Here is a 23,299-nt window from a genome sequence, read left to right as displayed (position 1 = left end):
AATGCCCGCATGCCTTCCTGGACCTCCCTTGAATTGCAGCGCCGCGACGACGGCGTGGCCCTGCTGACGATGAACCGGCCGGCCGTGTTCAATGCCTTCGATGAGACGCTGATCGCCGAGCTCGACGCGGCTTTTGCGCTGCTCGGCGACGACGCCGGCGTGCGCGTCGTCGTGCTGGCTGGCTCGGGCAAACATTTCAGCGCCGGTGCGGACCTGCAGTGGATGCAGCGCGCGGCCGCGGCGTCGCAGGACGACAACCTCGCCGATGCCCGCCGCTTCTCCGCCATGCTGGCGCGTATTGCCGAGACCCCGAAGCCGACCATCGCCCGAGTGCAGGGTGCGGCACTCGGCGGCGGCGTCGGCCTCGTCTGTGCCTGTGACATGGCCGTCGCGTCCGACGCCGCGAGCTTCGCGGTCAGCGAGGCCCGCATGGGCATCCTGCCCGCGGTCATCGGCCCGCATCTTGTCAATGCCGTCGGCCTGCGCGAGGCGCGGCGGCTGGCGCTGATGGCCTGCCGCATCGGCGCCGACGACGCGCTGCGCGTTGGCCTTGTGCAGCGTGTCGTGCCGGCAGAAGGCCTGGACACCGCCGTCGATGCCCTCGTGGCCGACCTGCTCGCCTGCGGCCCGCAGGCGCAGGCCGAGATCAAGCAGCTCTATGCACGCCTGGCGCCCGGCCCGGTCACGGCCGAGTTGCGCGAGCTGACCGCTCAAACCATTGCCCGTGTGCGCACGACAGCCGAGGCCCGTGAAGGCTTTGCAGCCTTCCTCGGCAAACGCAAGCCCAACTGGACTGCCCCCGAATGACCTTGAACAACTCGCGCATCCTCGTCGTCGGCGCTGGCCTGATGGGCGCCGGCATTGCCCAGGTGGCCGCCCAGGCCGGCCATGAAGTGGCGCTCTTTGACGCCCGCCCCGGTGCCGCCGAGGCCGCCAAGAGCAAGCTCTCGGCCATGCTGGACGGCCTGGTCACCAAGGGCAGGCTGACGGCCGATGCCGCGCAGGCGGCGCTGGCGCGCATCACACCGGTCGAGGCCTTGGCACCGGCCGATCTCGTCATCGAGGCCATCGTCGAGAACCTCGACGTCAAGCGCGCGCTGTTTGCTGAACTGGAAGCGCTGCTGCCGCCCGAGGCCGTCATCGCCACCAACACCTCGTCCATCTCGGTGACGGCGCTGGCGCGCGGCATGCAAAAGCCCGAGCGCCTCGTCGGCATGCACTTCTTCAACCCGGTGCCGTTGATGAAGCTGGTCGAGGTGGTGTCAGGCCTGGGCACGTCGCCCGAGGTCGCGCAGGCCGTCTTCGACCTCGCCGGCCGCTGGGGCAAGACGGCGGTGCACACGCGCTCCACGCCCGGCTTCATCGTCAACCGCATCGCCCGGCCGTATTACGCCGAGACACTGATGCTGCTGCAGGATCGCGCCGCGGCGCCCGAGCTCATCGACGCGGTCCTCCGAGCCGCGGGCTTCCGCATGGGGCCCTGCGAGCTGATGGACCTGATCGGCCACGACACCAACTTCGCCGTGACCAACTCGGTCTTCGCGGCCAACTTCTTTGATCGCCGCTTCACGCCGTCGCTGGTGCAGCAGGAGTTGGTCGACGCCGGCTTCTTCGGCCGCAAGAGCGGGCGGGGCTTTTACCGCTACCCCGAGGGCGCGCCGACCCTGCCGGCCGTCAGCATTGCGCCGCCGCGGGCGGCCCGTCTCGTTGTGCATGGCCGTGGCGCCCTGGCTGAGCGCTTCGTGGCCAATCTGCCCGAGGCCGTGCGTGAACTGGACAGCGACTGGGTCGGCCTGGCCGTCGACGGCCGCCAACTGCGTCTGACCGACGGCCGTCGCGCTCGCGACTTCGGTCCGGGCACGGCCGTTTTCGATCTGCCACTGGCGCCGACCGGCGACATCGCTTATGCCGGCGACGCTCAGACCGCCGAATGGCTGACCCGCCTGGGCCTGGTGCCGCGCGCCGTGGCTGACCTGCCAGGCCTCGTCGTCGCGCGCACCATCGCCATGCTGATCAACGAGGCGGCGGATGCCGTCGCCCAGGGCGTCTGCGACGAGGCCGGCGCCGATGCGGCCATGAAGCTGGGCGTCAACTACCCGGCCGGGCCCTTCGAATGGCTGGCCTTCTGGGGCTCGGCACCGGTCGCCGCGCTGCTGAACCGACTCGATCACCACTATCGCGGCGAGCGTTATCGCGTGAGCCCATATCTCAAATGAATCAAGCTTTCATCTGCGACGCGATTCGCACGCCCTTCGGCCGCTACGGCGGCGCGCTGTCCTCCATCCGCACCGATGACCTCGGGGCGCTGCCGATCAAGGCGCTGATGGCGCGCAATGCGAATGTCGACTGGGCTCAAGTGGCCGATGTCATCTACGGCTGTGCCAACCAGGCTGGCGAGGACAACCGCAACGTCGCCCGCATGGCCGCGCTGCTGGCTGGCCTGCCGGTGGATGTGCCTGGCAGCACGGTCAACCGCCTGTGCGGCTCGGGCCTGGACGCCATCGGCACCGCCGCGCGCGCCATCCGCGCCGGCGAGGCCGGGCTGATGATCGCCGGCGGCGTCGAGAGCATGAGCCGCGCGCCCTTTGTTAGCCCCAAGGCCGAGTCGGCCTTCAGCCGCGCCAACGCCGTCTATGACACGACGATCGGCTGGCGCTTCGTCAACAAGCAGATGAAGGCGCAGTACGGCGTCGACGCCATGCCCGAGACGGCGGAGAACGTGGCCGCCGATTTCGGCATCGAGCGCGAGGCCCAGGACCGCATGGCGCTGGCCTCGCAGATGAAAGCCATCGCGGCGCAGAAGCGCGGCTTCTTCGAGCGGGAGATCGTGCCGGTGGAGGTGCCGCAGAAGAAGGGCGACCCGCTGCGCGTGGTGCTGGACGAGCACCCGCGCGAGACCAGCATCGAAGCGCTGGCCAAGCTCAAGGGCGTGGTCAAGCCCGACGGATCGGTGACGGCTGGGAATGCGAGCGGCGTCAACGACGGTGCCTGCGCCCTGCTGCTGGCCAGCGAAGCAGAGGCTGCGCGCCACGGCCTCAAGCCTCGCGCCCGCGTCGTCGGCATGGCCACGGCCGGCGTCGCGCCGCGCATCATGGGCATAGGCCCGGCACCGGCGACGCGCAAGGTCATGGCGCTGACGGGCCTGACGCTGGCGCAGATGGACGTCATCGAGCTGAACGAGGCGTTTGCCGCGCAAGGCCTGGCCGTGCTGCGTGACCTGGGCCTGGCGGACGACGATGCCCGCGTGAACCCCAACGGCGGCGCCATCGCGCTGGGCCATCCGCTCGGTGCCAGCGGCGCACGCCTGGTGACGACGGCAATCAACCAGCTCGAGCTGACGGGCGGCCGCTATGCGCTGTGCACGATGTGCATTGGCGTCGGGCAGGGCATCGCGCTCATCGTCGAGCGCGTCTGATGACCTTGCGGGACGGACCTTGGCGCGCAGCGCCACGCTCTGTCCCCAACTGATCAGGACTACTCGAAAAAGAGTCGGCTGATGCCCTTGAAGCTGACGAGATTGCCCGGGTTGCTGGTCTCGTTGAGCACACCGCTCATGCGCCTGAGCAGGCGCGGGCTCTTCTTGGCGCGCCAGATCAGCAGGTCGGCCAGCCAGGGGTGGGCGTTGACGCGGTTGGCGCGCTCGTAGAGCTCGAACTTGGGCTTGAGGGCCGTCAGCGCGGCCACGTAGGCGGCGCGGGCTGCGGCATCGTCGGCGTGCGCCAGGATGGCGTCGGCCGCCAGCATGCCGGTCTCCATGGCCTTGCCGATGCCTTCACCGGTGAAGGAATAGGTGCTTCCGGCAGCCTCGCCGGTGACGAGCAGGCCGGGGCGCGCCCAGGTGGCGCCGGTCAGCGTGCAGCGCAGCGGGGCGCCCTTGAGCTCACCGACCAACTCACCGACCCGCATCAGCTCGGCCGCCGGCGCGTACTTGGCGACAAAGGCATCAAAGATGGCGCGCAGGTTGACGTCCTTCTTCTGGCCCTTGCCGCCACCGAGATCCTTGTGGCTGTCCGTCACGCCGACGCCGATGTTGAAGTGGCCATCCGGCGCCGGGAAGATCCAGCCATAGCCGGGCCGCACCGACTTGTCCCAGACGACTTCCAGCGCCTTGATCCTGCCGACCATCTGCGGCGCCTTCACATAACCGCGCAGGGCCACGCCGCTGGGCGTGTGGCGCTCGCACATGCCGGCCGCGGTCAACGCCCTGGGCACGGCGCCGGTCGCGAGCACGACCCATCGCGCGGCGACCTCGACGATCTCATCGCCCCGCTTGAGCCGCGCACCGACGACGCGGCCATCGGTCTCCAACGGCGCCTCGAAGCGTGCTTGCTCGAAGCGTGCGCCCGCCTCCCGGGCGGCGCTCAGCAGCAACGCGTCCAGCTCCTTGCGCGGCAGCACCGCCAGTGAGCCTGGCACGTCAATGCGGCCGCCCCGCGGGCCGATGCAGCCCACATGGGCCACGGCCTGGGCGCGGTGCATGACGTCGTCCAGCAGGCCCAGGCGGGCCAGGGCCTTGTGGGCGTCCGGGATCAGGCCGTCGCCGCAGATCTTGTCGCGGCCGGGCGGGTGCTGGTCGACCAGCAGGACATCCACGCCCGACCGAGCCAGCACCCGTGCGCAGGCGCTGCCAGCGGGGCCGGCGCCGATGATGAGGACGTCGCAGGCCAGCCTGGCGGCAGGGCCGGTGCCTTCCGTAATAGCAGTCAATTGGATTGGCAATTCGATGGGGTCGGCGATTCTAGAAGTCGGCCGTGACCTCCTTATCACTGCGACTCCCGTCCTGACTGTGAGCTGAGCAGGGAATTTGTGTAGCGATGTGACAACGCCCATGCCCTCCTACACCCCCTGCTTGGGGCGGTGTAACCCCTAGGTTTCTGTTGTGTAAAGCACGAGGAACAGCAGCTTGCAGAGTCTATTGGGGCCTACCCGGATCGGCCCGGATGCTGCCAGTCGCCAGACTCGCGCCGCGAAAAGGCGTTTCTCCGCGAGGGACTCGCATTTCCAAATCACCTGCAACACAGCGTTGAGAACGTCCTCACGAAGGAGTAGTCATGTTTAAACGAAACGCCCGAAGCGCAGCCGCGCTGGCGATGATCGGCGCGCTGAGCGCCGGCTCGGCAATGGCCCAAGAGGCCTCGACCGAAAAGCTCGAACGCATTGAAGTCACCGGTTCGCGCATCAAGTCCGTGGGCGCCGAGTCCAGCAGCCCGATCACCTCGGTTGGCAAGGAAGATATCAGCATCAAGCAGCCCGTCGCGGTTGAAGAGCTGGTGCGTGGCCTGCCTTCGTCCTATCCGGCCATTGGCCCGAACATGAACAACGGTTCGACGGGTATCGCGTCGATCGACTTGCGCGGCATCGGCTCCAACCGCACGCTGGTGCTGATCAACGGCCGCCGTATCGTTCCCGCCACCCTTGGCGGCGTGGTCGATACCAACACTATCCCCGTCTCGCTGCTCGAGCGTGTTGACCTCGTGACTGGCGGCGCTTCCGCCGTTTACGGTGCCGACGCTGTGTCCGGCGTGGTGAACTTCATCACCAAGCGCAGTTTCTCCGGCGTCGAAGCCACTACGCTGTACAGCGCCTCCGAAAAGGGTGACGCGAACCGCTACAAGAACGACCTGACGATGGGCGCCAACCTGGCCGACGGCAAGGGCAACGTCGTGCTGCACATCGGCAACACGCGCACCAACCCGCTGAAGTTGGGTGAGCGGGACTACGCCGGCACCGTGATCTCCTCGGCGAGCGGCAACCCTGGCGGCTTCTCCGGAACCGCCGTGCCCGCCGTGTTCTCGGGCATGCCCACACCCATCGCCGGCAACCGCGTCATCGACGGCACCACCGGCCTGCTGCGTTCTGCCGTGACCTCCGGCCCGCCGGATGGCTACAACACCAACCCGCCGAACTACTTCGAAACACCGCTGACCCGCACGCAGGTCACGGCCATGGGCCGCTACCAGATCAACGACAACGCCGAGGTCTACGCGGAAATCTTCCACACGAAGTCCAACGTGACGCTGAATCTGGCTCCGTCGGGTACCTTCGGCGCGGGGCTCGACATTCCAATCGGCAACCCCTACATCACGCCGGCGGTTCGGTCGCAGCTCTGCAATGCGTACACGACCGTGTTCGCGCTCGGTGCCAACGATCCGAAGTGCGTGGCTGGCGGCGCCACCACCTTCCGCGCCAACGTTGCCCGCCGCTTCGTCGAAGCCGGTCCGCGCATCTACAGCTACGACAACGCAACGACCCAGTACACCGCCGGTGTGCGTGGCGACATCCCGATGTTCGAAGGCTGGAGCTACGACGCCTACTTCCAGACCGGCCGCTCGGACCAGACCCAGCGCACGGGCAACGGCTTCTCGGCCACCAAGCTGCAGCAGGCCACGAAGGCCCTCAGCACGACGGCCTGTACCGTGACCAGCGGTGGTTGCGTGCCGATCAACTTGTTCGGCGCTGCCGGCAGCATCACCCCGGAGATGCTGGCCTTCATCGCCACGCCGACCTTCCAGACCACCCGCGTCGAGCAGAAGGTCGTGGCCGGGTCCGCCAACGGTGAAGTCGCCTTCGCCAAGAGCCCGTGGGCGAAGAACCCGCTGGGCGTTGCCATTGGCTACGAAGACCGCACGGTGTTCGGCGGTAATGCGTCCGACGCGGTCGTGCAGACCCAGGGCGAACTGCTGGGTTCGGGCTCCCCGACGCCTGACCGCAGCGGTACGCTGAAGTTCCGCGAGGTCTATGGCGAAGCCACCCTGCCGCTGGTGCAGAACAAGCCGTTCGTCTACTCGCTGAACGTCGGCTACGGCTATCGTGACACCGAGTTCGACTCGATCGGCGGCACCAAGAGCTACGGCAGCTGGAAGAAGTCATTTGACTACGCGCCCATGAAGGGCCTGCGTCTGCGCGGCGAAAGCCAGCGCGCCACCCGCGCGCCGAACGTGAACGAGCTGTACGCTCCGGTGACGACTGGCCTGTCGTCGCAGAGCGTGGACCCCTGCCAATTGGCCCTGATCAATACCGCTGACGCAGGCAAGGCCGGCACGCTGACCAACCTGTGCCAGCAGACCGGTGTGCCGGCGGCCCAGATCGGCAACGTCGCGTCCCCCTCGTCCAACCAGATCAACAACACCGGCGGCGGCAACCCCAACCTCGGCCCTGAGAAGGCCGACACGACCACCCTGGGCGTGGTGTGGGAGCCGGACTTCATCGACAACCTGTCGATCACCCTGGACTTCTGGAAGATCAAGATCAACGGCGCCGTGTCGAGCGCGACGGCTTCCCAGGTCATCGATGGCTGCTACGTCGGAAATCCGGGCTTCACGTACAACTCCTTCTGCCAGCTGATCCAGCGTGATCCGCTGAATGGCGGCCTGAACGGTACCGGCAGCAAGGGCGTGAGCACCCAGTCGTCCAACCTCGGCTTCTACAACTTCTCGGGTATCGACCTGGGCGCGAACTACCGTCTGCCGTTGAAGAAGCTGGGCCTGGCCAACTGGGGTCGCCTTGATCTGAGCATGCAGCTGGCCTATCTGAAGCGCGCTGATTTCAAGTCGCTGCCGAACGTGCAGACACTGGAGCAAGCTGGCTACTACGGCGTCGATGTGGGTACGCCCTACTCCAAGACGCGGTTCAACGCGCGGGCGTCCTGGACGCTGGGTGACTACGGGCTGGGCCTGAACTGGCGTCATATCGGCGCTGCCAACGTGCAGACCACCGGTGCGGCGGCCAACAACAAGGGCAAGTTCCTGCCTTCGAACGAGTCCATCAAGGCCTTCGAATACTTCGACCTGAATGGTTCGTGGCAAGTCAGCAAGAACATCAAGCTGTCGATGACGGTCAACAACCTGTTCGACAAGCAGCCGCCGCTGATCGGCACCGGCATCGGCCCGGGTTCGAGCAACTACGGCAACACGTTCCCGAGCGTCTACGACATCATTGGCCGCCGCTATACCGCGACCGTCCAAGCCAACTTCTAAGCAAGTCTGGTTTCGCCCCTCGGGGTGTTTTGCAAACGGGCCCTTCGGGGCCTGTTTTTATTGGCGCGGACAATTCGCGCTCATCCACATACCGTCCCATGGCAGCCATCCACCCCGCCTCCTCGCTGGGCCAGGGCCTGCGCGCACTCGCCGCCGGCCAGCTCGACGCCGCCGATGCCCTGCTGCAGCGCGCGCTGCGCGAGATGCCTGCCGCTCCCGAGGCACCCGCCGCGCTGGGCCAGCTCGCCGCCCGGCGCAAGCAATGGGCCGACGCCGAGGCTTGGTTCTCGCGCTCGCTGCAATTGCAGGCGCGGCAGCCGCGCGTGTGGCTGGCGCGCGGCCAGATGCTGGAGATGTTGCAACGTCCCGCGGCGGCGGCCGAAGCCTTTGCCCAGGCCGTCCTGCATCAACCTGACCTGGCTGTCGCCCACTATGAGCATGCCCGGCTCAGGCGCGATCTCGGCGAACGCGAGCGCGCATTGCAGGCCGCCCGCGATGCGGCCCGGCTCGGCCCGCAGGACGCGAACGCGCTGCAGCTGCTGGCGATGCTTCAGGAGGAAAGCGGCGAGCTGGCCGCCGCGCTGCCGACGCTGGACGCCGCGCTGCGGCTCGCGCCCGACCGCGCCGCGCTGCACCACAACCGCGGCGTGCTGCTGCACCGCCTGGGCCGCCATGCCGAGTCGCTCGTCGCGCACGAACGCGCGCAGGGGCTGGGCCTGGACGTCGCCGAAGCCCACTACAACCTCGGCAACACGCTGCAGGCGCTGGGCCGCGCGGATGCGGCGCTGGCCGCCTACCGCCGTGCGCTGGCGCTGCAGCCGCTGCATGCGCTCAGCCTCTACGACCTCGCCAAGCTGCGCTGGGCCCTCGGGCATGCCGATTTCACCGCCGAGCTCGACGCTGCCGAACGCGCCGCGCCGGAGTCCGACGTGCCGCCCGGCCTGCTGGGCCTGCTGCAGCTGCGCGCGGAACGTGGCGAAGCCGCGGCCGACGCCTATCGCCGCGCTGCGGCGCTGGCGCCAGCCACAGTGGCGTACGCGGATGGCCTCGGCCAAGCTCTGTGCCTGCTGGGCCGCCACGAGGAGTCCTGCATCGCCCACCGCCAGGCTGTTTCGCTGGCACCGGACAGCGTGACGGTGCTGAGCAACGCAGCGCGCAGCCTTTACGCCGCCGGTCAATCCGCCGAGGGCCTGGCGCTGGCCGAACGCGCCTTCGCGCTGGCGCCGGAGAACCAGCATGCACTGGCCCTCGTCGGCACGGGCTGGCGGCTGACGGGCGACCCGCGTGCCGACTGGCTGAACGACCTGGATCGCTGCGTGGCCGTCATCGACATCGAGCCGCCTGCCGGCTGGGCCGATATCGCCAGCTTCAACGCCGCGCTGGCCGAGGAGCTGACGCGGCTGCACACCGATGCCCAGGCGCCCATCGACCAGACACTGCGCCACGGCACGCAAACGCGCGGCGACATCTTCGACCTCGACCTGCCGCTGGTGCAGGCGCTGAAACGTCAGATCACCACGGCCATCAGCGCCTGGCTGGCGAACCTGCCAGCCGAGCCTGGACACCCCTTCCTCGGTCGCCTGCCCGCGCCCCCGCAGGCCTGGCATTTCACCGACAGCTGGAGTTCGCGGCTGCGCCGCAGCGGCTTCCACACCAACCACATCCACAGCCATGGCTGGCTGAGCAGTTGCTACTACGTGGCCACGCCGCCGAGCGCCCTGCGCGAAGGCAGCCGCGACGGCTGGATCAAGTTTGGCGAGCCCGACCTGCCCGAGCCGCTGCGCTCAAGCCTGCCGCCACGGCGCATGGAGGCACCGCGGCCCGGTCGCCTGGTGCTGTTCCCGTCCTATCTGTGGCACGGCACCACGCCGTTCCAGGACGAGGCCTACCGGCTGACGGTAGCCTTCGACGTGCTGCCGGACTGAATGAAGCCCCTCGTCCAGTCGCGCCGCGCTGAACGCGGGCGCGCCCAGCCGGTCCCCCGTGGGGACGAGGCTGCCCGTGGCATTGACCCGCGGGCAACCTCAGGCGGGCCGGCTTGGGAGCGGCCCGGCGCTCGGCCCGAATACGCGGCGCGGCTATTCGACGCGACGAACGCGCGGCGAAGTCTTCAGGCCTTCGATGTCGAGGTAGAAGGACGACAGCGCACCGCGCTTCACGCTCACCTTGCGCGGGCCTTCCGGCAGCGCGACGGAGCTGCCGTCGACGACCTGCCAGACCTGGCCGTTGGCGAGGCGGATGCGCGAGTTGGGGCCCCAGCCGTCGAAGCGCGGGCCGACCGAACTCTCGACCGACTCCACCGCCTCGGGGCGCTTGGATTCAGGCAGGCCGAAGGTGGTCTCGCCCGTGCGGGCCGGTGCCGCCGTGGTAGCCATGGCTGTGACCGGCGCTGCGGTCTGCGCCACCGCGGCCGGCGCGGCGGGCCTGGCCGGTGGTGCCGGCACGCGGGCTGCGTCGGCCAGCGTGTCATAGCAAGCCAGCCGGGCGGCGCTATCCGTCATCGCGCGGCAGCGCTGCAGGCCGTCCTGCGCCAGGGCCGGCAGGGCAGCGAGGGAAAGGGCAATCAAGGTGATGGTGCGCATGGGGCAAGCCTAGCAGTTGCCCGTGCCGAACAGGACCGGGCAACTGCCGTTGCGCTCAGTGCGCCGCCTTCACCTTCAAGCGCCAGGCATGCAGCAGCGGCTCGGTGTAGCCGCTGGGCTGGGCCTCGCCCTTGAAGACCAGGTCCAGCGCCGCCTGCATGGCTGCGCCCTGCGGGTTGGCGGCCAGAGGCTGGTAGGCCGGGTCGCCGGCGTTCTGACCGTCCACCACCTTGGCCATGCGGGTGAAGGTCTCGCGCACCTGTTCGGCCGACACGATGCCATGGCGTAGCCAGTTGGCGATGTGCTGGCTGGAGATGCGCAGCGTCGCGCGGTCTTCCATCAGGCCGATGCCGTTGATGTCGGGCACCTTGGAGCAGCCCACGCCCTGGTCGACCCAGCGCACCACATAGCCGAGGATGCCCTGCACGTTGTTGTCCAGCTCCTGCTGTCGCTGCTCGGGCGTCCAGTCGGCCTTGGCGGCGACGGGGATGGTCAGCAGCGCGTTCAGGATGCCCTCGCGTTCGGCGGCCAAGTCGACCTTTTCCAGCTCCTGCTGCACGGCGCTAACGCTGACCTGGTGGTAGTGCAGCGCATGCAGCGTCGCGGCGGTGGGGGACGGCACCCAGGCCGTGTTGGCGCCGGCCTTGGGGTGGCCGACCTTCTGCTCCAGCATGGCGGCCATCAGATCGGGCATGGCCCACATGCCCTTGCCGATCTGGGCGCGGCCGCGCAAGCCGCAGGCCAGGCCGGTCAACACATTGCTGCGTTCATAGGCCTGGATCCAGCTGGACGTCTTCATGTCGCCCTTGCGCAGCATCGGGCCGGCGCGCATAGCGGTGTGCATCTCGTCGCCGGTGCGGTCCAGGAAGCCGGTGTTGATGAAGGCGACGCGGCTGGCGGCTGCGGCGATGCAGGCCTTGAGGTTGACGGAGGTGCGGCGCTCCTCGTCCATGATGCCCAGCTTGACCGTGCTGTCGGGCAGGCCGAGCAGTTGCTCGACGCGGCTGAACAGCTCGGCGGCGAAGGCCACCTCGGCCGGGCCGTGCATCTTGGGCTTGACGATGTAGACGCTGCCCGTGCGGCTGTTGCCGCGGCGGCGCAGATCGTGCATCGCGATGGTCGTCGTGACGACAGCGTCCATGATGCCCTCGGGGATCTCGTTGCCCTCTTGGTCACCTCCCAGCAGGATGGCCGGGTTGGTCATCAGGTGGCCGACATTGCGCACGAACATCAGCGAGCGGCCATGCAGCGTCAGCGTGCCGCCGCCGGGTGCCGTGTAGACGCGGTCGGCGTTGAGGCGGCGTGTGAAGCTCTTGCCGCCCTTGGCCACTTCCTCGGTCAGCGTGCCCAGCTGGATGCCCAGCCAGTTGCGATAGGCCAGCAGCTTGTCCTCGGCGTCGACGGCGGCGACCGAGTCCTCCAGGTCGAGGATGGTGGACAGCGCGGACTCCAGCACCACGTCGGCGATGCCGGCCGGGTCGGTCTTGCCGATGGGCGTGCTGCGGTCGATGCGCACATCCAGGTGCAGGCCATGGTGCACCAGCAGCACGCTGCTGGGCGCATCAGGGGCGCCCTGGTAGCCGGCGAAGGTGGCCGCGTTGGCCAGGCCGGTCACGTCGCCCGAGGCCAGCGTGACGGAGAGCTGGTCGCCCTCGATGCGGTAGGCCACCGCCTGGCTGTGCGAGCCTTCGGCCAACGGTGCGGCCTGGTCCAGCACCTGGCGGGCGAAGGCAATGACCCTGGCGCCGCGCACCGGGTTGTAGCCACCGTCGCGCGTGGCCCCGTCGGCCTCGGAGATGGCGTCGGTGCCGTAGAGCGCGTCGTACAGCGAGCCCCAGCGCGCGTTGGCCGCGTTCAGCGCATAGCGGGCGTTCAGGATGGGCACGACGAGCTGGGGGCCGGCTTGCAGGGCCAGCTCGGCATCGACGTTGGCGGTGGTCGCCTGCACCTGGGCGGGCGGCTCGACGAGGTAGCCGATGCGCTGCAGGAAGCCGCGGTAGGCCGGCATGTCGGTGATGGGGCCGGGATGGGCCTCGTGCCAGGCATCCAGCTCGGCCTGGAGTCGGTCGCGCTCGGCCAGCAGCGCGCGGTTCATCGGTGCCAGCTCATGGGCGATCCGGCTGAAGCCGGCCCAGAAGGCGTCAGCCGAAACGCCGGTGCCGGGCAGCACCTCGGTGTCGATGAAGCGGGCCAGGTCGGCATCGACCTGCAGGCGGTGGAGGGTGGTGCGAGGCATGGCGGGACTCCTGCGAGAAGGCAACAACGAATGTCGCCAATCTAGCTGCGTCGCGTGTCGGGATTCGCTGCGGAGCACGCCATTCATCTGTGACAAAAACGCAAAGATCCTTCATGAAACCGCTGCCTTTGCGTCTGTCGCCCAGCACAATCCGGGGCATGGACAAGCTCAAGCAGATGGAGTCCTTCGTCCTCGTCGCGGGCAAGGGCAGCTTGACGGCGGCGGCCCAGGCCGAGGGCGTCGCGCCTGCCGTCATGGGCCGGCGGCTGGACGCGCTGGAGGCGCGCCTGGGCGTCAAGCTGATGCTGCGTACGACGCGGCGGCTGACGCTGACGTCCGAGGGCCAGGCCTTCCTGGAGGACTGCCAGCGCCTGATCGCCTCGCTGGCCGATGCGGAAGCTGCCGTCAGTGCCGGCGGCCTCAAGGCCAGTGGCCATCTGCGCGTGACGGCGCCTGCCGGCTTCGGCCGCAGGCATGTTGCGCCGCTGGTGCCGGGCTTTCTCGCCGAGCATGGCGACCTCAGCCTGTCGCTCAACCTCAGCGACCGCGTCATCGACATCGTCCACGAGGGCTTCGACTGTGCCGTACGTGTGGGTGACCTGCCGGACTCCAGCCTGGTCAGCACGCGGCTGGCCGACAACCGGCGGCTGTGCGTGGCCGCTCCCGGCTATCTGAAGCGCGCCGGCACGCCGAAGCACCCCGATGAGCTCGGCCGCCATGCCTGCCTGACGTTGAGCTCCGAGGCCAGCCAGGTGCGCGGCTGGGCCTTCCAGATCGACGGCGCCGTTCAGCACCTACGGCCGGTTGGCCGCCTCGACTGCAGCGATGGCCAGGTGTTGCACGACTGGTGCGTGGACGGCATGGGCCTGGCCTGGCGCAGCACCTGGGAGGTCGAGGCCGACCTCGCGGCAGGGCGCCTCGTCAGCGTGCTGGACACCTTTGCGGCGCCGCCCAACGGCATCTACGCCGTGTTCCCGCAGTCACGCCACCTGCCGCTGAGGACAAGGCTGTGGGTGGAGCATCTGCGCGCGCATTACGGGCGGGCCGATTACTGGCGCAGCTAGCGATCGTCCTCAACCCAGAGGACGGCGACGGGTATGCCCCGATGCCTGCCCCGCTGCAGCGTCCTCTGATGCCCTTTCGCCTTGTCGCCGCGTGGCGCCAAGCGTCTGCTGTGGCGGGTTGCGCGATGCCCACCCGTTCCACGGCCCGTTCATCGGGCATCGCAAACAAGGAACGGAGAACTTCCATGAAGAAGACGATCTGTTTTCGAGAGCCGACCGCGCCGACGCGCACCCTCCTTGCGGCAGTGGCGCTGGCCCTGCCGCTGGTGGCAGCAGCGGCGCAGGGCAGTGAATGGAGCAGTGCGGGGGGCGACCGCGAGAACACACGCAGCCAGGCGTCGGAGCACAAGCTGGGCGTCGGCAATGTCAACCAGCTGGCCGTCAAATGGGCGCTGACCACGGCGGGCGACGTCTCGGCCACGCCGGCCGTCGATGGCGATACGGTCTATGTACCCGACTGGGCTGGCTATCTCTATGCGGTCAACCGCAGCAATGGCAGCGTGCGCTGGGCCGTCTACCTGCCTTCGGTAACGGGCATTCCCCGCGACAAGGCCCGCGCCACGCCGGCTCTGGGCGGCGGCAAGGTGGTCATCGGCACCCAGGGTTCCATCCTGGCGGGCGGCGGCCCTGGCGGCCGGGTGTTGGCCTTCGACAAGGACACCGGGGCGCTGGCCTGGAGCACCCAGGCGGATCCGCATTTCGCGGCCATCATCACGCAGTCGGCCACCATCCATGGCGACCAGGTCTTCGTTGGCGTCGCGTCGCAGGAGGAGGCCCTTGCCGCCTTCGTGCCGGGCTACCAGCTGTCCTTTCGCGGCAGCATGCTGGCCCTGGACCTGAAAACCGGCGCCATCCGCTGGCGGACGACGCTCGCGCCGGCCGGCTACACCGGCAACGCCGTCTGGGGCAGCTCGCCTGCCGTCGATACCTCGCGCGGCGCGGTCTACATCGCCACCGGCAACAACTACTCGGTGCCGCCGCCCGTGCTGGCCTGCGTGGCGGCCGCAGGTGCCGATCCGGTGGCCAAGGCCGCCTGCCTGCCGGCGAACGATTATTTCGACAGCGTCCTCGCCCTCGACATGAAGACGGGGGCCGTGCGCTGGGCGACCCGTGCCATCCCCTATGACGCCTGGACGGTGGATTGCATCCCCTTCTTCGGCGACGGCGACAACTGCCCGTCGCCGGCAGGCCCGGACTACGACTTTGGCCAGGCGCCGGCGCTGTTCAAGTCCAAGGCCGGCAAGGGCAAGCCGGTGGAGCTGCTGGGCCTCGGGCAGAAGAGCGGCCAGTACTGGGCGCTGAACCCCGACACCGGCGCCGTGGCCTGGGTCACCCAGGCCGGCCCAGGGGGCACGGCGGGCGGCCTGCAGTGGGGTTCGGCGACGGACGGCACGCGCATCTACACGGCCAACGCCAACAGCAACGGGGTGCCGTGGATGCCGACAGGCGCCAGCGCGCCGACGACGCGAGGCGCCTGGTTCGGCCTCGACGCGGCCACCGGTGCGATGCTGTGGCAGACGCTCGACCCGCTGCCGCCGGGCGGTATCGGCGGCGGCCCCTCGGGCCCGGTGACGACGGCCAATGGCGTTGTCTACGCCTGCTCGCTGGACGCCAGCGGCCGCATGTACGCGCTCAACGGCGCGAACGGCGCCATTCTGTGGAGCTATCCAAGCGGCGGTTCCTGCCTTTCGGGCGCGGCCATCGCCGACGGCACGCTCTACTGGGGCTCGGGCTACAGCAACTTCGGCTTCGGCACGCCGAACAGCAAGCTGTACGCGTTCTCGTTGCCGGATTGAGGCGCGGCACTCGCGCAGGCCAGCTGCCTCAGCGGCGGGCCTGCGCGCTCAGTCCCCAAACGACACCTTGGCGCGCTTGCCCACCCACGCATCGAACTTGCCCGCATAGGCCTCCTCGATGCGGTTGCGCTTGACCTTGAAGGTCGGCGTGATGAAGCCGTTGTCCACCGTCCAGGGCGTCTTGATCAGCACCAGGGTGTCGAGCTGTTCGTGCGGGTCCAGACGGGCGTTGACGTCGTCCAGGTGCTTGCTCAGCTCGGCCATCAGCGCCGTGCGTTCGGCCTCGGAGCTGGCGCGTTGCAGGCCCTGCGGTGACAGCATGGCGATGCCCAGCGGCTGGCCCATGTTGGCCCCCGCGACGCAGCAGGCCTCGATGTTGGGGTTCATGCCCAGCCTGTCCTCGATGGGCGCCGGGGCGACGTACTTGCCCTTGCTGGTCTTGAACAGGTCCTTCACGCGGCCGGTGATGCGCACGCAGCCGTCGCCGTCCTGGGTCACCTTGTCGCCGGTGTGCAGCCAACCATCGGCGGTCAGCGCGTCGGCGGTCAGGCCCGGCTCCTTGAAGTAGCCCATCATCAGCGCCGGGCTGCGCATCTGCAGCTCGCCGTTGGCGGGATCGATGCGGGTCTGCACGCCGCCATAGGCCGGGCCGACGGTGCCGCGCTGGTTCTTGCCCGGCATCGTCATGTGCGACAGCGCCAGGTTCTCGGTCATGCCATAGCCCTCGTTGATGTGCAGGCCGATGGTCTCGTACCACTCCAGCAGCGCCACGGGCATGGGTGCCGCGCCGCCGACGGCGATGCGGCACTGGTCCAGGCCCAGGGCCTTGAGCACCTTCTTGCGCACCAGGCCGCCGATGATGGGCAGGCGCAGCAGCTTGTTCATCTTCTGCGGCGGCATCTTGGCCTGCACGCCCTGCTGGAACTTGACCCAAAGGCGCGGCACGCTGAAGAAGATGGTGGGCCGCGCGCGCTGCAGGTCGGCGGTGAAGGTGTCCAGCGATTCGGCGAAGAACACCTTGAGCCCGACCTTCAGCCAGCTGTGCTCGACGAGCACGCGCTCGGCCACGTGGGCCAGCGGCAGGTAGGACATCATGCGGTCGCTGGCGCTCATCGGGAAGCGGTCCAGGCCCGCGCCGATGGCCCAGGCGAAGGCGCCGAAGTTGTGCATGACGCCCTTGGGGTTGCCCGTCGTGCCCGAGGTGTAGATCAAGGTGCAGAGCTCGTCGGCGCCGCGCGTGACTTCACCCTTGAGCGGCTCGGTGCGGGCGCAGATGGCGTCCCAGCCCTCATAGTTCTTCTTCACGTCGTCGGGCGACAGCGCGTAGCTGGCGCCGGGCAGGCTCGGCAGCACGCCCGGCTTCATGCCTTCCCAGCCGTCGAGCTTGCCGATGAAGATGAAGCGCGCCTCGCTGTGCGTGAGGATCTGCGTGATGGTGTCGGCCGCCAGCGTCGGGTACAGCGGCACGGAGACATAACCGGCCATCCAGATGGCGAGGTCGGTCATCAGCCACCAGGCGCAGTTCTTGGACAGCATCGCCACCTTGGCGTCGGCTGGCCAGCCCTCGGCGGCGCCCTTGGCCTTGAGGAAAGCGGCCATGCGGCGCACTTGGTCGCTGACCTGGGCCCAGGTGAAGTCGAGGACCTCGGGCCCGCCCATCGGCTGCGTCAGCGTGACGGTGCTGCCGGCGGTGCGCTCCCAGTGATACAGGCGTTGCAGGGCGAGCTGGTCGGCGGCGATGGTGGCCATGGGCGTGTCTCCTCGGGGGGATTCTTTTCGGGAGCCGCAAAGTTAACCGCCTGTAAAGCGGCCCTTCCCCCGGGTAAACACCCTGCGGCGTGACGCGCTACCCACAGTGCCTAGAGGCATGGCTCTAGAAACGCCAGTCGCAATCGGCGGCGGCCGTGCCTGCCGCGAGTTGTGCGGCCACCTCGGTCAGCGGATGCGGCGCAGGCGTCAGCTCGGCGAGATTGGTCGGGCGCGAGGCTTCGGCGCGCGTCAGCGCCTCCTGCCAGGGCTCGCCGGCCGCGCGCAGCGCGCAGGCCAGCTGCAGGCGGGCAGCCCACTCGGGCAGGCCCTGAGGTTCGGGCAGGCCGTCGAAGTAGGCCACGCGGATGCGCGTGCCCGCCAGCGAGGCCGCCGGCGTGCCGGCCAGGCGGCTCTTGAAGAGATCGATGCGGCTGGCCAGATTGCGGGACTCGGCGAGCAGCGGACGCAGCGTGTTCAGGCGGTGCTCGACATCGCGCGCCAGCGCCTGGCCAGCCTCGCCGGCGCCGGGCGCGATGGCAATGCGCGAGAGCGTCAGCAGGCCATCGGCGCGGCGCACGTCACCGATCAGCGGCGCGGCATCCAGCCCGGCGAGGGCCTGGGCGGCGGCGCGCAGGCTGGCCGCGTCGGCGCGGCCGGCGGCCAGCACGCGGGCCTCCAGCAACTGGGTGCGGCGCAGCAGGCCGGTCACGGCGTCGTCGGCGCCGGCGGCCTCGGTCTCGGCCTGGGCCTTCTCCAGCTGGGCCAGGGCCGCGCCGAACTCGCCGAGTTGCTGCAGGTAGACGGCCAGCAGCTGGCGCATCAGCGTGCTGGCGTGGTTGCCGGGGCGCGCGATGGCGTCCCAGCGGCGGATCAGGTCATCGCTGCGCGCCGTGGCGTCGGTTGCGCTCTCGCGCGCCATCCGCCAGCGCACGAAGGCCAGGTTGCGCTCCAGCACCAGGGCCGGGCGGATGCGCTCGGCCTCCCGCGGGTTCCAGAACGGCTTGGCCGCCTCGAGCGAGCGCTCGGCCTCGCGCAGCCGGCCCTCGTAGACATAGAGCACGTTCTCGTAGGTCGCGAAGCGCGCATGCTCGAAGGGGTTCTTGGCATAGATCGCGTCGTTGGAGCGCTTGGCCAGCGCCAGTTCGCGCTCGGCATCGGCGAAGCGGCCCAGGCGGCCGTAGGCCGTCAGCAGGTGCAGGCGCAGGCCGTGGGATTTCTCGCTCAGCGGCCCGTAGCGGCTGTCCCAGCGGGGCAGCAGGGGCTCCAGCAGGTCGATGACAGGCTGGCCGCCGGCGACGGCGGTGTGCAGGCCGGCCAGAGAGACGGCGGCGTCCTCGGTGCGCGGGTCGTTCTCACCGAAGGCCTGGCGGGCGTGGGCCAGGCGCGCTTCAGCCAACGGCGCCGCGACGTCGAAGCGCTGCAGCGCGAAATAGGTCTTGACCAGCGTGTCGAAGACACGGTCCTTGACCTCGGGCTGGTCGTTGAAGCGCGTGGCCAGCTCCTGGCGCTTGCGGTCCAGCAGTTCCACCACGGTGGGCTGGCGGCCGCCGTTCTGGTCGGGGCTGGCCGCGCCGAGCAGCTCTGCCAGATAACCCGTGACCTGCTCGGACTCGCGCGCTGCGGCCTGGGCCTCGTGCCGCTGCCAGAGGCTGACGGCCAGGCCCAGGCTGAGGGCCGCGAACACCAGCGTGGCACCGACCGCCAGCGCGGCATTGCGGCGCAGCCAGAGGCGCACGCGATGCTGCCAGTCCTCGGCACGCACGCTGACCGGGCGCTGGGCCAGCCAATGCTCGAGGTCGTCGATGAAGTTGCCGACGCTGGTATAGCGTTCGGCCGGGTTCTTGCGCAAGGCCTTGGCGGCGACGGCCTCCAGGTCGCCCGCCGCCCGGTCCGCATCGAGGGGGCGGCCGGGGCCGGCCTCATCGCCGGCGCTGTCGGCCGAGCCGGTCGTGCGCGTGGAACGGGTGATGCGCTGGGCCTGGCCGTGCAGCACGGCATGCTCCAGAGCCGTGCGGCCCAGGCCGCGCTTGCCGAAAGGCAGGTCGCCGCTGGCCAGTTCGTAGAGCATCACGCCCAGCGAATAGATGTCGCTGGCCACGCCCACGGCCTCGCCGGTGATCTGCTCGGGCGCCGCGTAGGCCGGCGTCAGGCGCCGGCCGGTGATCTGCGTCAGCTGATGGTCGGACTGACGGCCGGAGTCGTCGAGCAGGCCGGCGATGCCGAAGTCCAGCAGCTTGGCATTGCCCTGCTCGTCCACCATGACGTTGCCGGGCTTGAGGTCGCGGTGCAAGATGAGCTGGGCATGGGCATGTTCGACGGCGCGCGCCACCTCCAGCAGCAGCTTCACGCGCGCCACCAGGCCAAGGTTGTGTGCGCGCACGTGCTCGGACAGCGTGCGGCCCACCACGTACTCCAGCACGAGGTAGGCGCGGCCGTCCTGCTCGCCGGCGTCCAGCATGCGGGCGATGCCCGGGTGGGTCAGCCGGCCGAGCAGGGCGCGCTCGCGGGCGAAACGGGCAGTCAGGCCAGGGCCGGCGCGGTCGCCGCGCAGCAGCTTGATGGCGGCCTCGCCCTGGTAGAGGCCATCGGCCCGCTCGGCCCGCCAGACCTGGCCCATGCCGCCCTCGCCGAGGGGTTCGGCCAGGCACCAGGAGCCCAGGCGGTCGCCGGTGCGGGCAGGTGTGGTGGTGGAGAGCGTCGGCTCGCTCAGCGCGGCGACCAGGCGGGTGTTGTAGCCCGGCATGTCGACGAGGACGGTGGCGTCCGTGTCTTCGTCCTCGGGCAGGGACGCCAGCATGCGCGACAGCCGCGCAGCCAGTTCGGGCGGCTGCAACGCAGCCAGGCGCTCGGCCCGTGCCGCGGCGGGCAGCTCGGCGAGCTCGTCGAACAGCGCCGACAGCTGCTGCCAGTCCGAGGACTGCAAGCCCGAGTTCATCAGTACACCGAATTCGGCGGGTCGCCGAGCAGCTCCTGCAGCAGGGCGCGCGCCTTCAGCAATTCGCGATTGATGCTGCGCGTGGACAGGCCCCGCACCGCCGCGACCTCGGCGATGGACAGGCCGGCGAAGCCCACCATCTCGATCAGCTCGTACAGGCCGTTGTCCAGGGCCTTCATGCGCTCCAGCGCCTGGTCCAGGCCGAGCATGTCGACGGCCGTGCTCTGCACGGCGGCCACGTCGTCGGCCGCGGACAGCGTGACCATGACGGCGTCGCCGCCGCGCTTGTCGCGGCCTTCGGTGCGCAGGTGGTCGATGACGACGGAGCGCAGCACCCGGCCGACGTAGGCGAAGAACTGGCCACGCGTCTCGCCCTGCAGGCCCTGCTGGTCGGCCATGCGCAGAAAGCCCTCGTGCACCAGGGCGGTGGTGTTCAGGCCGGCCGACCTGCCGCTCGGGCCGCTCTGCGCCAGGCGGATGCGGGCGACGCGCTTGATCTCGGGGTAGAGCAGGGCGTAGAGCTGCTGCAGGGACGCCGCGTCACCACGCGAAGTGCCGATCAGCAGTTCGGTGATGTCGGCCACGTCAATCTTCCTGGAAAGCGGCGAGGGCGGCCGTGATGACGGCGTCGCTGGCTTCGCGCTGCACCGGCGCATCGGCCACAAGACCTTCGCGCTTCAGCCGGGCGACCCATTGGCCGGCATCGCGGCCCTGTTCGAAGCCACTGCTCTGCAGCAGCAGCTCGCCACCCGCCGACAGCAGCTTGAAGTAGAACTTGCCGTCCGCCTCGCGGTATTGCTTGAAGACGGGCAGCGCAGCCTTCTCGGTCTTGACGGCGGCCGTCGTCGCGGTGGACGTGTAGGGCCGCAGGCCGCAGGCCTCGCGCAATTGCTTCAGGAAGGGAACCGCGATGGCGCGGGCCTTGGCGGCGCCCGCCTGCAGCGTGGCTTCGAGCTGCTCGGGGTGGGCCATCAGGTGGGCATAGCGCTCGCGCATCGGGCCGATCTGGCCTTCGATCAGGTTCACGAGCTGCTGCTTGGCCTCGCCCCAGCCCAGGCCGCCGCGCAGGGCCGCGCGGAAGGCGGCGCGCTGCTCGGTCGTCGCGAAGGCATCGTAGATGGTGACCAGGGCCTGGCCCTGCGGGTCCTTGGGCTCGCCGGGCAGCTTGGAGTCGGTGACGATGCGCGCCACCGCGTCCTTCAGCGCCGCGCTGCCGCCTTCGAAGAGCGGGATGACGTTGTCATAGCTCTTGCTCATCTTGCGGCCGTCCAGCCCCGGCAGCAGCTCCATCTCGGCATCGGTCACGGCCTCTGGGGCAGTGAACAGCTCCTTGCCCCGGCCAAACAGGTGATTGAAGCGCTGGGCCACGTCGCGCGCCATCTCGATGTGCTGGATCTGGTCCTTGCCGACCGGCACCTTGTGCGCGTTGAACATCAGGATGTCGGCCGCCATCAGCACCGGGTAGCTGAACAGGCCCATGCTGACGTTGGCATCGGGCTCCTCGCCGGCAGCCACGGCCGCGTCCACGGCAGCCTTGTAGGCATGGGCCCGGTTCATCTGGCCCTTGGCCGTCACGCAGGTCAGCAGCCAGGTCAGCTCGGGGATCTCGGGCACGTCGCTCTGGCGGTAGAAGGTAACGCGTTCGGGGTCGAGGCCGGCGGCCAGCCAGGTCGCGGCAATGGCGCGGCTGGAATGGGCCAGGCGGTCCGGCTCGTCGCACTTGATCAGCGCGTGGAAGTCGGCCATGAAGAAGAAGCTCTCCACGCCTGGCGCGCGGCTGGCCTCAATGGCCGGGCGGATGGCGCCGACGTAATTGCCGAGATGCAGGGTGCCGGTGGTGGTGATGCCGGTCAGGACGCGTTGGGCGAGCATGGGTTTGGTGAAAAGTAACCAAACCGGATTGTGGCCTCAGCTTCGTTTGCGCGAAGGGGGTGCTGCTACGGAGGCGCGCCAGGTGACGGTGATGTCGAACTGCCGCGAGATGGGCAGCTCCTGCCCGTAGCAGCGGTTCAGCAGCCAGTGCAGGCCGGCCAGCGTGACCTCGTGGCTCGGGATGTGCACCGATGTGAGGCGTGGCGCCGCGAATTCGGCGCTGGGAGAGTCGTCATAGCCCAGCACCGAAACCTCGTGCGGCACCGACACGCTGCGTTCCTGGAAATGCGCCAGCAGGCCGATGGCCATCTCATCATTGGCGCAGAACACGGCAGAGGGCAGGCGCTTTTGCTTGAGCAGCACCTCTGCCGCATCCCAGCCGGCCTGATTGGAAAAGTCGCCGGGCACGGTCAGGATCTTGGACGTGTCCAGCCCGCGCAGCGCCAGCTCGCCCATGAAGCCATTCAGGCGCGCCACGTTGTCGGGCGAGGTGGTCGGGCCCGAGACGACGGCGATGTCCTTGTGCTTGTGCTGCAGCAGCGCGCGGGCCGCCTGAACGCCGCCCTGCACGTGGTCGGCCGTGAAGCATTGGTCCTTGATGCGGTCGAAATGGCGGTTCAGCACGACGACCTGGCGCGCCGCCGGGCCGAGGGCCTTGAGGTCTTCGTCCTGCAGCGCGTTGGACAGCACGATGAGGCCGTCGCAATCGCGGTCCAGCAGGAAGCGCATGCCATCGTTGGTCTCGACGCGTTCGTCCTCGATGCCCTCGCCGAAGGCCACCACCATATGCAGCCCTTGCGCGCGCAACACCAGGTCGATGGCGCGCAGGATGGGCGTGTAGTAGGTGCCGCGCAGGAAGGGGATGTAGACGCCGATCAGCTTGGACGTGCCCGCGCCCAGCGAACGCGCGGTGTGCGAGGGCCGGAACTTCAGCTGGGCAATGACTTTGCGCACGCGCTCGGCCGTGGCTGGCGCGACGGAACCGTTTCCGCTGATGACGCGCGAGGCGGTGCCCACGCCCACACCTGCCAGCCGCGCTACGTCCTTGATCGTTGCCATTCGCCCTCTGCTTTTGTTGGGGCGGATTGA

The 23,299-nt window shown here is 69.3% G+C and carries 15 protein-coding genes; 7 read left to right on the top strand and 8 right to left on the bottom strand.

What is annotated here, in order from left to right; genetic code table 11:
- Positions 1-9 precede the first annotated feature (9 nt).
- Genes ACXJLH_RS11765 through pcaF form a run of 3 tightly spaced genes read left to right on the top strand, consistent with a single transcriptional unit; the run spans position 10 to position 3,415 of the window.
- Entirely contained in the window at positions 10-807 is a 798-nt protein-coding gene (locus ACXJLH_RS11765; protein WP_457444229.1) for an enoyl-CoA hydratase-related protein, read from the top strand.
- Positions 804-2,216: an FAD-dependent oxidoreductase gene (locus ACXJLH_RS11760; protein WP_457444227.1), complete on the top strand. Its 1,413-nt coding sequence runs from the start codon at positions 804-806 to the stop codon at positions 2,214-2,216. The genes ACXJLH_RS11765 and ACXJLH_RS11760 overlap by 4 nt, the downstream gene beginning before the upstream one ends.
- Positions 2,213-3,415 (top strand): 3-oxoadipyl-CoA thiolase, encoded by a 1,203-nt coding sequence (pcaF, locus tag ACXJLH_RS11755; RefSeq protein ID WP_457444225.1) that lies wholly within the window; start codon positions 2,213-2,215, stop codon positions 3,413-3,415. Before ACXJLH_RS11760 ends, pcaF begins: the two co-directional genes overlap by 4 nt.
- A 59-nt stretch (positions 3,416-3,474) precedes the next feature.
- On the opposite strand, the gene ACXJLH_RS11750 is transcribed toward pcaF, so the two are convergent.
- Entirely contained in the window at positions 3,475-4,707 is a 1,233-nt protein-coding gene (locus ACXJLH_RS11750) for an NAD(P)/FAD-dependent oxidoreductase (protein ID WP_457444223.1), read from the bottom strand.
- Positions 4,708-5,051: 344 nt separating this feature from the next.
- Here ACXJLH_RS11750 and ACXJLH_RS11745 point away from each other — a divergent pair, with 344 nt between their 5' ends.
- Together ACXJLH_RS11745 and ACXJLH_RS11740 are read left to right on the top strand one after the other, a co-directional pair.
- Positions 5,052-7,976: a TonB-dependent receptor domain-containing protein gene (locus tag ACXJLH_RS11745; protein WP_457444221.1), complete on the top strand. Its 2,925-nt coding sequence runs from the start codon at positions 5,052-5,054 to the stop codon at positions 7,974-7,976.
- Positions 7,977-8,074: 98 nt separating this feature from the next.
- A complete protein-coding gene (locus ACXJLH_RS11740; protein ID WP_457444219.1) occupies positions 8,075-9,901 on the top strand; it encodes a putative 2OG-Fe(II) oxygenase in 1,827 nt (608 codons plus the stop codon).
- A 153-nt stretch (positions 9,902-10,054) separates the two neighbouring features.
- Here the strand turns inward: ACXJLH_RS11740 and ACXJLH_RS11735 are convergent, their stop codons facing one another.
- Positions 10,055-10,558, bottom strand: a complete 504-nt coding sequence (locus tag ACXJLH_RS11735) for a hypothetical protein (RefSeq protein WP_457389857.1) — start codon at positions 10,556-10,558, stop codon at positions 10,055-10,057.
- 55 nt (positions 10,559-10,613) lie between these two features.
- The gene (locus ACXJLH_RS11730) at positions 10,614-12,794 is read right to left on the bottom strand and encodes a malate synthase G (RefSeq protein ID WP_457444217.1); all 2,181 of its coding nucleotides are present in this window, start codon (positions 12,792-12,794) and stop codon (positions 10,614-10,616) included.
- A gap of 158 nt (positions 12,795-12,952) precedes the next feature.
- On the opposite strand from ACXJLH_RS11730, the gene ACXJLH_RS11725 reads away from it, so the two are divergent.
- Positions 12,953-13,858, top strand: a complete 906-nt coding sequence (locus tag ACXJLH_RS11725) for a LysR family transcriptional regulator (protein ID WP_457352245.1) — start codon at positions 12,953-12,955, stop codon at positions 13,856-13,858.
- A 185-nt stretch (positions 13,859-14,043) separates the two neighbouring features.
- Entirely contained in the window at positions 14,044-15,654 is a 1,611-nt protein-coding gene (locus tag ACXJLH_RS11720) for an outer membrane protein assembly factor BamB family protein (protein ID WP_457444214.1), read from the top strand.
- A 48-nt stretch (positions 15,655-15,702) separates the two neighbouring features.
- Here ACXJLH_RS11720 and ACXJLH_RS11715 read toward each other — a convergent pair whose 3' ends face one another.
- The 5 genes from ACXJLH_RS11715 to ACXJLH_RS11695 all read right to left on the bottom strand — a co-directional run bounded on the left by ACXJLH_RS11715 (position 15,703) and on the right by ACXJLH_RS11695 (position 23,269).
- Positions 15,703-17,403 carry an AMP-binding protein gene (locus ACXJLH_RS11715; RefSeq protein WP_056200646.1) on the bottom strand — a complete coding sequence of 567 codons (1,701 nt, stop codon included), beginning with the start codon at positions 17,401-17,403 and terminating at the stop codon, positions 15,703-15,705.
- A 124-nt stretch (positions 17,404-17,527) separates the two neighbouring features.
- Positions 17,528-20,338: a serine/threonine-protein kinase gene (locus ACXJLH_RS11710; protein WP_457444212.1), complete on the bottom strand. Its 2,811-nt coding sequence runs from the start codon at positions 20,336-20,338 to the stop codon at positions 17,528-17,530.
- A complete protein-coding gene (locus tag ACXJLH_RS11705) occupies positions 20,338-20,922 on the bottom strand; it encodes an ECF-type sigma factor (RefSeq protein ID WP_056200637.1) in 585 nt (194 codons plus the stop codon). Before ACXJLH_RS11705 ends, ACXJLH_RS11710 begins: the two co-directional genes overlap by 1 nt.
- 1 nt (position 20,923) lies before the next feature.
- Positions 20,924-22,210: a tryptophan--tRNA ligase gene (locus tag ACXJLH_RS11700; protein ID WP_457444211.1), complete on the bottom strand. Its 1,287-nt coding sequence runs from the start codon at positions 22,208-22,210 to the stop codon at positions 20,924-20,926.
- A gap of 36 nt (positions 22,211-22,246) precedes the next feature.
- A complete protein-coding gene (locus tag ACXJLH_RS11695) occupies positions 22,247-23,269 on the bottom strand; it encodes a LacI family DNA-binding transcriptional regulator (RefSeq protein WP_457444209.1) in 1,023 nt (340 codons plus the stop codon).
- Positions 23,270-23,299 lie beyond the last annotated feature (30 nt).

The organism is Roseateles sp. P5_E4, assembly GCF_054049255.1.
The sequence above is the reverse complement of the archived record's forward strand: the minus strand, read 5'-3'. Positions and strand labels throughout refer to the sequence as shown.

What these genes read in the sequence shown, in the direction of transcription:
- ACXJLH_RS11765 (WP_457444229.1), top strand. Translation starts at nt 10, where the DNA reads ATGCCTTCCTGGACCTCCCTTGAATTGCAGCGCCGCGACGACGGCGTG.
- ACXJLH_RS11760 (WP_457444227.1), top strand. Translation starts at nt 804, where the DNA reads ATGACCTTGAACAACTCGCGCATCCTCGTCGTCGGCGCTGGCCTGATG.
- pcaF (WP_457444225.1), top strand. Translation starts at nt 2,213, where the DNA reads ATGAATCAAGCTTTCATCTGCGACGCGATTCGCACGCCCTTCGGCCGC.
- ACXJLH_RS11745 (WP_457444221.1), top strand. Translation starts at nt 5,052, where the DNA reads ATGTTTAAACGAAACGCCCGAAGCGCAGCCGCGCTGGCGATGATCGGC.
- ACXJLH_RS11740 (WP_457444219.1), top strand. Translation starts at nt 8,075, where the DNA reads ATGGCAGCCATCCACCCCGCCTCCTCGCTGGGCCAGGGCCTGCGCGCA.
- ACXJLH_RS11735 (WP_457389857.1), bottom strand. Translation starts at nt 10,558, where the DNA reads ATGCGCACCATCACCTTGATTGCCCTTTCCCTCGCTGCCCTGCCGGCC.
- ACXJLH_RS11730 (WP_457444217.1), bottom strand. Translation starts at nt 12,794, where the DNA reads ATGCCTCGCACCACCCTCCACCGCCTGCAGGTCGATGCCGACCTGGCC.
- ACXJLH_RS11725 (WP_457352245.1), top strand. Translation starts at nt 12,953, where the DNA reads ATGGACAAGCTCAAGCAGATGGAGTCCTTCGTCCTCGTCGCGGGCAAG.
- ACXJLH_RS11720 (WP_457444214.1), top strand. Translation starts at nt 14,044, where the DNA reads ATGAAGAAGACGATCTGTTTTCGAGAGCCGACCGCGCCGACGCGCACC.
- ACXJLH_RS11715 (WP_056200646.1), bottom strand. Translation starts at nt 17,403, where the DNA reads ATGGCCACCATCGCCGCCGACCAGCTCGCCCTGCAACGCCTGTATCAC.
- ACXJLH_RS11710 (WP_457444212.1), bottom strand. Translation starts at nt 20,338, where the DNA reads ATGAACTCGGGCTTGCAGTCCTCGGACTGGCAGCAGCTGTCGGCGCTG.
- ACXJLH_RS11700 (WP_457444211.1), bottom strand. Translation starts at nt 22,210, where the DNA reads ATGCTCGCCCAACGCGTCCTGACCGGCATCACCACCACCGGCACCCTG.
- ACXJLH_RS11695 (WP_457444209.1), bottom strand. Translation starts at nt 23,269, where the DNA reads ATGGCAACGATCAAGGACGTAGCGCGGCTGGCAGGTGTGGGCGTGGGC.